13 protein-coding genes are annotated in these 12,494 nt (G+C 47.2%); 6 read left to right on the forward strand and 7 right to left on the reverse strand.

The genetic code is table 11. From position 1 onward, the window contains the following. Window positions 1–6: 6 nt before the first annotated feature. From OH455_RS17700 to kefG, 6 genes are all read right to left on the reverse strand, one after another. Window positions 7–1,323 carry an adenylosuccinate synthase gene (locus tag OH455_RS17700; RefSeq protein ID WP_045977362.1) on the reverse strand — a complete coding sequence of 439 codons (1,317 nt, stop codon included), beginning with the start codon at window positions 1,321–1,323 and terminating at the stop codon, window positions 7–9. A gap of 133 nt (window positions 1,324–1,456) precedes the next feature. Further along, on the reverse strand, window positions 1,457–2,398 hold the full coding sequence (locus tag OH455_RS17705) for an isoaspartyl peptidase/L-asparaginase family protein (protein ID WP_269982270.1): 942 nt from the start codon (window positions 2,396–2,398) through the stop codon (window positions 1,457–1,459). Window positions 2,399–2,500: 102 nt separating this feature from the next. Then, window positions 2,501–3,082, reverse strand: coding sequence for a peptidylprolyl isomerase (slyD, locus tag OH455_RS17710; RefSeq protein ID WP_269982271.1), 582 nt, complete (start codon window positions 3,080–3,082; stop codon window positions 2,501–2,503). Between the two features lie 96 nt (window positions 3,083–3,178). Continuing rightward, window positions 3,179–3,373 carry a YheV family putative zinc ribbon protein gene (locus OH455_RS17715; protein ID WP_045977359.1) on the reverse strand — a complete coding sequence of 65 codons (195 nt, stop codon included), beginning with the start codon at window positions 3,371–3,373 and terminating at the stop codon, window positions 3,179–3,181. A gap of 67 nt (window positions 3,374–3,440) precedes the next feature. Next, window positions 3,441–5,234 (reverse strand): glutathione-regulated potassium-efflux system protein KefB, encoded by a 1,794-nt coding sequence (kefB, locus tag OH455_RS17720; protein ID WP_269982272.1) that lies wholly within the window; start codon window positions 5,232–5,234, stop codon window positions 3,441–3,443. Continuing rightward, a complete protein-coding gene (gene kefG, locus OH455_RS17725; RefSeq protein ID WP_422636376.1) occupies window positions 5,224–5,817 on the reverse strand; it encodes a glutathione-regulated potassium-efflux system ancillary protein KefG in 594 nt (197 codons plus the stop codon). The genes kefB and kefG overlap by 11 nt, the downstream gene beginning before the upstream one ends. Window positions 5,818–5,984: 167 nt before the next feature. Here kefG and OH455_RS17730 point away from each other — a divergent pair, with 167 nt between their 5' ends. The 6 genes from OH455_RS17730 to crp all read left to right on the forward strand — a co-directional run bounded on the left by OH455_RS17730 (window position 5,985) and on the right by crp (window position 11,453). Continuing rightward, complete coding sequence (locus OH455_RS17730; RefSeq protein WP_269982273.1) at window positions 5,985–7,907, forward strand: ABC transporter ATP-binding protein; 1,923 nt, start codon at window positions 5,985–5,987, stop codon at window positions 7,905–7,907. Further along, window positions 7,904–8,380, forward strand: coding sequence for a TIGR02444 family protein (locus OH455_RS17735; RefSeq protein WP_269982274.1), 477 nt, complete (start codon window positions 7,904–7,906; stop codon window positions 8,378–8,380). The genes OH455_RS17730 and OH455_RS17735 overlap by 4 nt, the downstream gene beginning before the upstream one ends. 11 nt (window positions 8,381–8,391) lie before the next feature. Further along, window positions 8,392–9,369, forward strand: a complete 978-nt coding sequence (locus tag OH455_RS17740) for a hydrolase (protein WP_206371595.1) — start codon at window positions 8,392–8,394, stop codon at window positions 9,367–9,369. Window positions 9,370–9,408: 39 nt separating this feature from the next. Beyond that, window positions 9,409–9,621, forward strand: coding sequence for a YheU family protein (locus OH455_RS17745; RefSeq protein ID WP_045977353.1), 213 nt, complete (start codon window positions 9,409–9,411; stop codon window positions 9,619–9,621). An 87-nt stretch (window positions 9,622–9,708) separates the two neighbouring features. Further along, window positions 9,709–10,578, forward strand: coding sequence for a phosphoribulokinase (locus tag OH455_RS17750; RefSeq protein ID WP_019276788.1), 870 nt, complete (start codon window positions 9,709–9,711; stop codon window positions 10,576–10,578). Window positions 10,579–10,820: 242 nt separating this feature from the next. Then, window positions 10,821–11,453, forward strand: coding sequence for a cAMP-activated global transcriptional regulator CRP (crp, locus tag OH455_RS17755; protein WP_004410522.1), 633 nt, complete (start codon window positions 10,821–10,823; stop codon window positions 11,451–11,453). Between the two features lie 245 nt (window positions 11,454–11,698). Here the strand turns inward: crp and OH455_RS17760 are convergent, their stop codons facing one another. Next, complete coding sequence (locus tag OH455_RS17760; protein WP_045977352.1) at window positions 11,699–12,490, reverse strand: DUF1338 domain-containing protein; 792 nt, start codon at window positions 12,488–12,490, stop codon at window positions 11,699–11,701. Window positions 12,491–12,494: the final 4 nt, after the last annotated feature.

The following is a 12,494-nucleotide window of genomic DNA, read 5'->3' on the forward strand; positions in this document are numbered from 1 at the left end:
TCAGAATTAAGCTTCGTAAGGATGAACCTTGATGATTGTTTCGTTGCGATCTGGGCCAGTCGAGATAATGTCGACAGGAACACCCGTTAGCTCTTCGATACGCTTGATGTAGTCTAGAGCTGCTTGTGGAAGCGCATCGATAGACTTAGCACCAAATGTTGTCTCAGACCAACCTGGCATAGTTTCATAGATTGGCGTTGCTTCTTCGAATGACTCAGCTGCCATTGGAGACACTTCTAGGATAGCGCCATCTTTCATCTTGTAACCAGTACAGATCTTGATCTCTTTCAGACCATCAAGAACGTCTAGTTTAGTCAGACACATACCGGTTAGTGAGTTGATTTGAATTGCACGGCGCATTGCCACTGCATCAAACCAACCAGTACGACGCAGACGACCAGTTGTTGCGCCAAACTCGTGGCCAACATCGCCTAGGTGTTTACCAACTGGGTCTTGCTTATCTAGACCGTCGTATAGTTCTGTTGGGAATGGACCAGAACCAACACGAGTACAGTACGCTTTAGTGATACCAAGGATGTACCCGATGTGACGAGGGCCAAAACCAGAACCAGCAGCAACACCACCAGCCGTCGTGTTAGAAGACGTTACGTATGGGTAAGTACCGTGGTCGATATCAAGTAGCGTACCTTGAGCACCTTCGAACATGATCTTGTCGCCGCGCTTACGTGCTGCGTCTAGTTCATCAGTGACGTCCATTACCATTGAAGTAAGAAGGTCTGCGTAACCCATGCACTGCTCTAGTACCGCTTCGTAGCTAACTGTTTCTGCTTTATAGAAGTGCTCTAGCTGGAAGTTATGGAATTCCATCACTTCTTTTAGTTTCTCAGCGAACATTTCTTTGTCGAAAAGGTCACCAACACGTAGACCGCGACGAGCTACTTTATCTTCATAAGCTGGACCGATACCACGACCCGTTGTACCGATAGCTTTCGCCCCACGAGCGATTTCGCGCGCGTTGTCGATAGCGATGTGGTATGGAAGAATTAGAGGACAAGCCTCAGAAACGAAAAGACGCTCACGTACTGGAATACCGCGCTCTTCAAGAGGCTTCATTTCTTTAAGCAGAGCTTCAGGCGATAGTACAACGCCATTACCGATAACACATTTTACGTTATCGCGAAGAATACCTGATGGAATTAAGTGAAGAACGGTTTTTTCACCGTCAATGACTAGAGTGTGACCTGCGTTGTGACCGCCTTGGTAGCGAACCACGTATTTTGCATCTTCAGTTAAAAGGTCTACTATTTTACCTTTACCTTCGTCACCCCATTGGGTGCCCAGAACGACTACGTTATTTCCCATCTTTCCAAGTCTGATTGGTAGTTAAAAATGGATTCTAGCACTGAATCACACTTCTTGCAGTCATTTTTTAATCATAGAAGTGTAATGAAGCACTAACCCTTTGTTAGTGCTAAACTTAGCGGTCATTTTGACTCTATTCATCGGCATAAATCTTCACTAGCAGGCTGCCATCTGTGCCAATGCTCGCCCGGTACATGCCGCTGCTGTTCATCGCAAAGTTAACACGTCCATCACCGTCAATAGCAATCAGCCCCCCTTCGCCACCCATAGCCTTCAACTCGCCTTGAATCACAGTCTCGCAGGCCGTGTGTACATCTTCCTTGAGATAACGCATTCGCGCTGCCACATCACTCGCAACGGTTTTTCGGATGAAATACTCGCCCATACCAGTTGTCGACACAGCTACATTGCCATTTTCAGCAAACGTACCTGCGCCAATGATGGAAGAATCTCCCACTCGACCGTACTTTTTATTGGTCACACCACCAGTGCTAGTCGCAGCCGCTAAGTTGCCTTGCTGGTCCAGCGCGACAGCGCCGACTGTGCCGTATTTCTTGTCATCTGGGTATTTCGCCTCGGATAAGGCAAATAAGCCTTTCTCTTTCATCGACTGCAACTGGTCATAGCGTCGGTCAGTAAAGAAGTAATCTTGTTCGGTGTATTGATGCCCCTGCTCAAAGGCAAACTCTTCGGCCCCATCTCCGATCAACAGTACATGGTTACTGTCTGTCATCACATCACGAGCCAACTCAATCGGGTTACGAATATGGCGCACGCCAGCCACTGCGCCTGCATTGGCTTCTTTACCGTGCATAACAGAGGCATCCATCTCAACAATTTCTTTGTGGGTTAAGACAGAGCCCTTGCCAGCATTGAAGTTTGGTGAGTCTTCGAGCACTTTAACCGCGGCAACGACCGCATCCAACGCATCACCCGACTGAGCTAGAACGCTATGCCCAGCGCGAACCGAAGCTTCAAGGTCTTCTAGGATGGAAGCCTTTAACTCTTCGCTCATTTGCTCACGCAATATAGTTCCGGCTCCGCCATGAATGGCGATTGAGAATGGTTGAGTCATCGACGGCTCTCCTAACAACGAGTTGACTGATAAGTTAATAACAAAAAGGCGTTTCCCGTACAGCGGGAAACGCCTTTTACTATCTAGCTATAAGCTAACGGATTAGTGAGAACCACAGCTACCGCCACCGCAGCAGCCATCTTTCTTCTCTTCGCTGTGATCATGGCCTTCGCCACCACAGCAACCATCTTCGTGATCGTGGTCGTGACCACAACCATCAGCTTGGTGAACATGACCGTGTTCAATTTCATCTGCTGTCGCTTCACGTACCGCTACAACTTCAACATCGAAAGTCAGAGTCTGACCCGCAAGCATATGGTTGCCATCCACCACCACTTCGTCGCCGTCCACTTCTGTCACTTCCACAGGGATTGGACCTTGGTCAGTATCTGCAAGGAAACGCATACCCACTTCAATCTCATCAACACCTTGGAATACATTCGCAGGTACACGTTGAACAAGTGCGTCGTTGTGATCACCGTAAGCCTCTTCTGGAGACACGGTTACTGAGAACTGAGCGCCCGCTTCCTTACCTTCCAGTGCAGTCTCAAGACCTGTGATCAGGTTGTTGTTGCCGTGTAGGTAATCCAGTGGCGCTTCTGCTGTTGATTGATCAACCACAGCACCATCTTCCAGCTTAACCTGGTAAGCAAGGCTTACTACTACATTCTTTTCAATTTTCATAATGACTCCAAGGAGATAAAGAAACGGAGCAATTGAGTTGCTCCGAATAACAATTTTCTATGCCGGATATTATGGGGATCAAATAAAGAAACTCAATCAATCTGGCTTAAAAATACCAATCATCTCTTGTTGGGAGTGTTCGGTTTTCTCTACAGATTGCGGTTTACGCTGCTCCTGATACTCACACTCTACACACTCAACTAACTCAATATTGTTTTCTATCCACCAGCGCAAAGTATCTTGCTGAGCACATTTAGGGCAGCTAGCACCTGCGATAAATCTTTTTTTCATTTTTTCATTCCACAACGTAAATCTTCACCAGAATGGAATGGTTGCCATGCTCTGGGAAGATTTGGATTTAATCCCAGAAGTTCTTTGATTGCTGATCTTTTTCCATCTCGCGACCAAAAATTTCTTCCAGTTCTTTTCGGGCTTCTTTGGCTCTCATGGCCAATTGCTTGTCTTCATGATGCTGAGGTAATAATTCTTCCAACATCGCATTATCCAATTTTCTAAAGTGCGCTTCGGCTCGCTTGGCCTGATAGGGGTGCATCCCGAGCTCAGTTAACGCTTGGCGACCCAAGTCTAAAGCACCGAGAAATGTCTCCCTTGAGTAGTTTTCGACCCCGTGGCTCAACAGCTGATAGGCCTCAACTCGACTTCGTGCCCGTGCCAAAAGCTTAAGATGCGGAAAATGGTACTGACACAAATCGATAATCTTCATGATTTCGTCGGGAGAGTCGGTACAAATCACCATTGCTTCGGCTTTATCCGCTCCCGCAGCCCGCAGCAAGTCTAACTGCGTAGCATCACCATAAAAAACCTTATAGCCATACTTTCTGAGTAATTGGATCTGACTGGCGTCACTTTCTAGTACCGTTACTCGAATTTTGTTGGCGTACATTAGTCGACCAACAATCTGACCAAAACGACCAAAACCCGCAATAATCACTCTTGGTTCACGGTTAACTACATCCGTGTGCAGCGACCCCGCATCATCATTCAAGCCACGTGCATACCACTTACTTTGTGCCATCAATAGCAGGGGCGTAGTGACCATAGATAAACTCACCACGACAAGTAGAAAAGCAGTTTGCTCTTGCGCTAACAGACCTTCTGCGCTCGCGGCTGTAAAAATAACAAACGCAAACTCGCCTCCTTGGCTTAAAATAGCTGCCATCTTACTGCGGGCTTTAGGTTTACTGCCGGCCAAGCGGGCTAAGAAATAAAGAATAACAGCCTTGACGGCAACCAAGCCGAACACCGCCATCAGTACATTCCAAGGCTCCAAGGCTAACAGGCCTAAGTTCACCGCCATACCCACGGCAATAAAGAACAATCCTAACAGTAACCCTTTAAATGGTTCGATAGCGATCTCAAGCTCGTGGCGATATTCACTCTCTGCTAGAAGAACCCCGGCAAGGAAAGTGCCGAGTGCCATAGAGAGGCCAAGATGCTGCATCAGTAGTGCGATGCCGATCACTAACAGTAACGCAGCAACCGTAAATAGCTCTCGTACTCCACTCAACACCACGTAGCGGAATAGTGGACGAAGTAGAAAGTGACCGCCGACCAGTAGGCCGATAACACCACCCAGCATCCACATGGCATCGAGCCAATCCCCTGCAGTATTGCCTGCTAGAATAGGCAAAATCGCCAACATGGGTATCACCGCAATATCTTGAAATAGCAATACGGCAAACCCAGACTGACCCGCTTCACTGCCTGCCAAACCCTGTTCTTCGATCACTTTCAGCGCAATGGCGGTTGATGACAATGCCAAGCCCATGCCAATCACTAAACTGGTTTGCCAATTGACGCCAGCGAGATTGGTCACACTCGCCAGTACCGCCGTCGTAATCACGACTTGTGCGCCACCCAGACCAAGGATCGGCCCTTTCATCTGCAAGAGCTTTTTGGGATTCAGTTCTAAGCCGATCAAAAACAGCAGTAGCACAACACCAAACTCGGCAAAGTGGAGGATCGCTTCCACATCGCTAATAAGGCCTAGCCCCCAGGGGCCGATAATAATACCGGCCAGCAAATACCCCAATACCGAGCCAAGCCCTAAGCGTTGCGCCAACGGCACTGCAACGACCGCTGCAGTTAGAAAAATGACACTGCTCTGGAGGAAATCATTTTCAAGTGCCATGAGTTTCTCCTGAAGTTGCGTTCATCGTCGGGTTGAGTAGCCATTGGCGATAAGCCTCTGCGTGCTGATAGCGGTCCATATCAGAGACATTGCGAGCCCAGTAAAGTACCAACGGCTCAATCCATGTCATTTGGCACAACGCAGCCGTCAACTCAAACGGCTGTAAAATTTCTGACAACGGGTATTTGTTATACCCACTACTGCCAAAGGCATCCTCATTACCGCCTGTAGTAATGACACTGCGCCAATGTTTACCTTTAAGCGCTTCACCTTTTCCATAAGCGAACCCCTTACCCAACACTCGATCCATCCACTCTTTAAGTAGTGCTGGGCAAGAATACATATACAACGGATGCTGAAAAACGATCACATCGTGGTCGAGCAAACGCTGCTGCTCGGCATCCACATCAATAAAAAAGTCGGGGTAATACGCATAGAGATCATGCACAGTAACGTGTTCAAGCGCCGCAGTCTTCTTGATCATCACTTGGTTCGCGACTGAGCTTTGCGACTCAGGGTGAGCATAAATCACCAACACTTTCGGTTTTTCAGGCGACTCAGCATTCAAATCATTTACAGCCATTCCGTAAGTTGCCATCCTTTTGTTTTCAATACCTAAATAGGTGTTAAGTACAATTTTATCGCTATCGGTTTGTTATACGTTGTTGTTAAGCATAACGCAATAATCGACATTTTATCTCATTCCCCCTACTATTCGACGCGATACGAGCAAGAATAAAGCACAAGATTATGATTACCTTTTCTGACATCCAGCTGCTGCGTGGCGGTAAGCCACTGCTGGACCAAACTTCAGCGACCATTCACCCGGGCGACAAAGTCGGCCTAGTCGGTAAAAACGGCTGTGGTAAATCGACCCTATTTGCATTAATCAAAGATGAACTGTCTATTGATGCTGGTAACTTCAGCAAACCCTCTCATTGGGAAATGGCGTGGGTGGCACAGGAAACGCCAGCCCTAGAGCGCAGTGCGATTGAGTATGTCATTGATGGTGATCGTGAGTATCGCCGCCTCGAATCAGAGCTGGAGACGGCAGAGCAACAGGACAAAGGCACCTTGGTCGCCGAAATCCATGGCAAGATTGAAACCATTGGTGGTTATAGTATTCGAGCACGCGCCGCAGAACTGCTTGATGGTTTGGGTTTTAGCCAAGATCAGATGAGCTGGAGCCTCACTCAGTTTTCTGGTGGTTGGCGTATGCGCCTTAACCTTGCACAAGCCCTGCTTTGTCGCTCCGATCTTTTGCTACTCGATGAGCCAACCAACCACTTAGATCTTGATGCTGTGATGTGGTTAGAGCGCTGGTTGCAAAACTATCCGGGCACGCTCGTACTGATCTCACACGACCGTGATTTCCTCGATCCTATCGTGGGTCGTGTTATTCATGTCGAAAACCAGCAACTCAATGAGTACACGGGTAACTACTCTTCGTTTGAGGATCAGCGTGCGCAAAAGCTCATCTTGCAGCAAGCACAATTTGAAAAGCAGCAAAAGCAAATGTCGCATATGCAAAGTTATATCGACCGCTTCCGCTATAAAGCCTCAAAAGCTCGCCAAGCACAAAGCCGTATCAAAGCCCTTGAGCGTATGGAAAAAGTTCTACCTGCTCAGCTTGACAACCCATTCAGTTTCCAATTCCGCGATCCCGATGCGTTGCCCAACCCAATCATTATGATGGATGAGGTCTCTGCGGGTTATGATGACAATCTGATCTTAGAAAAAATCCGCCTCAATCTGGTTCCTGGTAGCCGCATAGGTCTACTTGGACGTAACGGCGCGGGTAAATCCACCCTAATCAAACTGCTTTCTCGTGAATTGAACCCTCAAGGTGGCGATCTGACATACTCACAGGGGGTTAAGATTGGTTACTTCGCTCAGCACCAGTTAGAGACACTGCACCCAGAAGAAACACCACTGCAGCATATGATGCAAATTGCACCGGATAAAAACGAACTTGAGCTACGTAATTATCTGGGCAGTTTTGGATTCCAAGGTGATAAAGCGCTAGAAAAAGTGGCCCCTTTCTCTGGCGGAGAGAAGGCTCGCCTCGTACTGGCTCTGATCGTTTGGCAAAAACCAAACTTATTACTGCTTGATGAGCCGACCAACCACCTAGACTTAGACATGCGCCAAGCTCTCACGCTGGCTCTACAAACGTTCGAAGGTGCGATGGTGATTGTTTCACACGACCGCTACTTGCTGCGCGCGACCACAGACGATCTCTACTTAGTTCATGCTCGTCAGGTTGCCCCTTTTGATGGTGATCTGAATGATTACTACAAGTGGCTGACAGAACAGCAAAAAGCTGAACGCCGCGAAGCGCAATCTGCACAACCAGAAAAGAGCAACATCAATAGTGCCGCTGCCAAAAAAGAACAAAAGCGTCGTGAAGCCGAATTCCGTAAACAGACCGCTCCTGCACGCAAAACACTTACTAAACTTGAGGCTAAGATGGAGACCCTTGGTCATCAATTAGCGGAAGCAGAAACGCAATTATCTGATAACTCGCTGTATGAAGCGGAAAACAAAGCTAAACTTAATCAGATATTAACCGTTCAGAGTCAGGCCAAAGCCGAACTGGAAGACGTCGAAATGGAATGGATGGCGCTACAGGAAGAGCTGGAGCAGATGGAACAGGAGTTTAACGGTCAATGAGCTCAAAGCACGCATCAACATCTCTGACACTAGAGCGCTTATGGCAGTTCAGCCTACAATATTACAGTGTTAGGGAAGTCAAAGATGCGTGCCTGAATTTACAAAACCAGTTCAAAGGCAATGTAAACTTGCTGTTGCTGCTGAAATGGCTTGATGAGCAGCAAGCTGCCTTTCTCGATGAAGACTGGCATAAAGTCGAAGAATGTTTGGGGCGCTCAGAAACCTTGTTACACAGCTATCGCGACCTGCGCCGTAAGCTCAAATCTCATGTTTCTGATACCCTCTACAGAGAAGCTTTGCAGTTCGAATTACAACTCGAAAAGCAGCAGCAGTCTGATCTGGTCGACTGCATCAATAGTATAGAATTACAGAATAACCAAGATGAACCGCTGACGTTAAGATATTGTCGTCAGCTTGGCGGAGAACATTTACACGCCGTTTTTGCCCAATCCATCGATGACCTCACCCACTGACAGGCTTTCTTATGACTCAATTTATTGCTGCCAAAGGATTAGCCAATCCGCACCTGCAAACTCTAGCGCCACGATTTATTCGCAAAAAAGCGCTATTTGAACCACTGTGGCAAACCCTGAATACTCCAGATGGTGATTTCCTCGATCTGGCGTGGAGTGAAGACTGGCAAACTGAACACGCGAAGAAAAAGCCTGTTTTTATCTTGTTTCATGGCCTAGAAGGGTGCTTTTACAGCCCATATGCCAATGGCTTGATGCACGCATTTTCTCAGCAAGGTTGGCTATCTGTGATGATGCATTTCCGTGGCTGTAGCGGTAAACCTAACCACCGAGCACGGGCATATCACTCCGGTGAAGTAGAAGATGCGCGTTTCTTCCTTGAGCAGCTCAATCAACAAGTGCCGAACGAAACCAAAGTCGCCGTTGGAATTTCGCTCGGTGGCAACATGTTGGCTAACTATCTAGCTGAGTACAATCAAGCGCCTCTGCTTTCTGCGGCGACCATAGTGTCGGCACCACTTGACCTATCGGCTTGTTCAGAACGCATCGAGAAGGGCTTTTCCAAGGTTTATAAGACCTATTTACTCTCATCGTTGAAAAAAACGGCTTTGCGGAAACATCACCTAATTAAAGGCGAACTCGATGTGTCTTACCAGAGCATTAAGCGAGTCACCAAGTTGTTTGAATTTGATGACTTGATCACTGCGCCACTGCATGGCTTTAAAGATGCACAAGATTATTATCAACGTTGTTCGGGTATCCACAAATTGAAAGACATTCGCATACCGACACAAATCATCCATGCTAAAGACGACCCTTTCATGACCGATGCGGTGATCCCTAAGTATGTCCTCCCTGACAATATCGACTACCGGCTGTTCGAACAAGGTGGACACGTTGGTTTCTTAACTGGCAGCGCACTCAAACCTAGGTTCTGGTTAGAAGAAGCGTTACCAGCCTACTACCAAAGTCTGGCGGTTTCTGGATAATAGCCCTCAACTTTTCGAGCATAAAAGACAGAGGTATTTATGATCGTTCCATGGCAACAAATTGACCCAGACACACTAGACAACCTGATTCGTGAGTTCGTCCTTCGCGAGGGCACTGACTATGGTGAACTGGAAATATCCCTACCAGACAAAGTCGAGCAAATAAAAAGCCAGCTCGAATCAGGCGAGGCTGTTGTGGTGTTTTCCGAGCTTCACGAAACCGTCGATATTCAACTCAAGCAAAAGTTTTAATTTAAAACACATCATACCGTGCCCTTCCAATAAAGCGTGTTATAGTGACATGCAACAAGGGACAGTTATTTACAGACAAGGTTTGTCATGTCAGCAAAACATCCAATCATTGCCGTCACCGGTTCTTCTGGTGCAGGCACTACTACGACATCTGAAGCGTTCCGCAAAATGTTCAACATGATGAACGTCAAGCCCGCTTGGGTCGAAGGTGATAGCTTTCACCGTTTTACTCGCCCAGAGATGGATGTCGAAATTCGTAAAGCCCGTGAGCAAGGTCGTCACATTAGCTACTTTGGTCCGCAGGCCAACGACTTTCCGGCGCTCGCAGAGTTTTTCCGTAAATACGGTAACGAAGGGACAGGTCAGGTACGTCGTTATCTGCACACCTTTGATGAAGCCGTACCATACAACCAAATGCCGGGGACCTTTACGCCGTGGCAAGAACTGCCAGAAAACTCTGATGTGCTGTTTTATGAAGGCTTACACGGTGGCGTCGTTGATGGCGATGTGAATGTCGCTCAGCACGTCGATTTTCTGATCGGCATGGTACCCATTGTCAACTTGGAATGGATCCAAAAGTTTGTCAGAGACACCCGTGACCGCGGCCATTCGCGTGAAGCGGTGATGGATTCAATTGTCCGTTCGATGGACGACTACCTCAACTACATCACTCCTCAGTTCTCAAGAACTCACATCAACTTCCAGCGTGTTCCGACCGTCGACACTTCCAACCCACTTAATGCTAAAGGCATCCCAAGCTTAGATGAAAGCTTTGTTGTCATTCGCCTACGTGGTATCAAGAATGTCGACTTCCCATATCTGCTGGCGATGATTGACGGTTCATTTATGTCACGTCACAACACGCTCGTGGTGCCGGGCGGAAAAATGAGTTTCGCTGTCGAGCTGATTGTTCGCCCTATCTTGCAACAGTTAATTGAAACCGGAAAAATTGGCTAAGACTCGCGTTCTAAACACGATTACTTTTCATACCGTGATCATGTGCACATTTTTGCGTAGAAAATCGTAAGATGTACCCGATTAAAATCAAGAAATAGATTTCAAAAAAAGATACTATTTGAAACCGAAACAAAGATGGCTTGCAGCATTTGAAAAGTGCTCTTATCCTAGTAGGTCTTGATTCAAGGCTTAGCTAAAACATGGAAAGTAGCAAGCGTACCCTGCAGAGGAAGTGAGATATTATGGTTCTAGGTAAACCTCAAACCGATCCAACATTAGAGTGGTTCCTTTCACACTGTCATATTCATAAGTACCCATCAAAAAGCACGCTTATTCACGCGGGCGAAAAAGCAGAGACTCTTTACTACATTGTCAAAGGTTCTGTGGCTGTACTTATTAAAGACGAAGAAGGTAAGGAAATGATCCTTTCTTACCTAAACCAAGGTGACTTTATCGGTGAACTTGGTTTATTCGAAGAAGACCAAGAGCGTACGGCATGGGTTCGTGCCAAATCTCCTTGTGAAGTAGCAGAAATTTCATTCAAGAAATTCCGTCAGCTAATCCAAGTTAACCCTGACATCCTGATGCGTCTATCTGCACAAATGGCAAGCCGCCTGCAAGTGACCAGTCAGAAAGTCGGTGACTTGGCATTCCTTGATGTAACAGGCCGCATCGCGCAGACACTGCTTAACTTGGCAAAACAGCCAGATGCAATGACGCACCCAGACGGTATGCAGATCAAGATCACTCGTCAGGAAATCGGTCAGATTGTTGGCTGTTCTCGTGAAACCGTAGGTCGTATCTTGAAGATGCTAGAAGAGCAGAACTTAATTTCTGCCCACGGTAAAACAATCGTTGTTTACGGTACCCGTTAATTTCGATTAACCGCTAAGAATTTAAAAGCCACCAATGGAGACATTGGTGGCTTTTTTGTTTGCTTATGTCATCCCCGAGAGGGAGGGACGACCGAGTTGGGGATCTCTTCAAACAAGCAGGTAAATCTATAAAGATTCCCTACTCCCTCCTTCGTCGGTCTATGGAATGACGACTGTTTCACCAGGGCGCAGCCCGAATCTCGAAGCGCAGCGTTCCCGAGGACGAAGTCCGTTCTCAGATTTTCCTACCCGTTAGTACTCTCGAAGATCTTATCAGCAGAGGCTGCAACAAATCCTGGGTAGAGTTCACCGTTACTCATCGGGTAGCGCTTAGCAAACTCATAGAAGCCACCAGGAATCATCTCAGTCCCTTCTGTGAAGGTCACTGGCACTTTATCTGCCATGGTGGAGGATTGCTCAAGCAGCACGTCAGGTGAGCCTTTTACTTCACCGCCTGATTCGTTGATCGTAAAACCAGCTTCACGTAGGTGATCATTGACACCTTTCACTTCCTCAAACGCATCTAATTGATTGACACTCACTGTAAAGTGGTTGGCACCATAGCCGTGTGCCGCCAGCCAGGAAGCGTATTCACTCTCTTTTGCTAGTAACTGGTAATCAGCAAAACTCAGATCCCACAGACGCCCACCAGACAAGAACTCATGACCTTTGAGTTTATCGGTGTCCAATTGCTCAACTAGCTTGGCAACGATGGCCTGAAGCTCTGGAGAACACTCGTTCACTTTTAACTCACTGATAAACACTTTCGGCTGTTTTGGATCTGGGTGCTCAAAATGTTTCGCCACTAACTTCTTGCTTTCGAACTCATAATCACCGCATGGCTTGTAGCCCACGTCGATAAATGGTTTGGCCAGTGTTTCAATACCTAAAGGCGCTACGTTAAATGTACGCAGGGCGATGTGGTCATTGATCAGCGGCTCATTTTCCTGAAGCAGCTGGTGAACGTTATCAGCAGAGGGACATAAGCGTTGAATATAGTCATTCCATAACGACTGGAATAAAACTTGTGGCGTCATAACG

The organism is Vibrio sp. T11.5, from assembly GCF_027587155.1.
GTDB classification, from domain to species: domain Bacteria; phylum Pseudomonadota; class Gammaproteobacteria; order Enterobacterales; family Vibrionaceae; genus Vibrio; species Vibrio neptunius.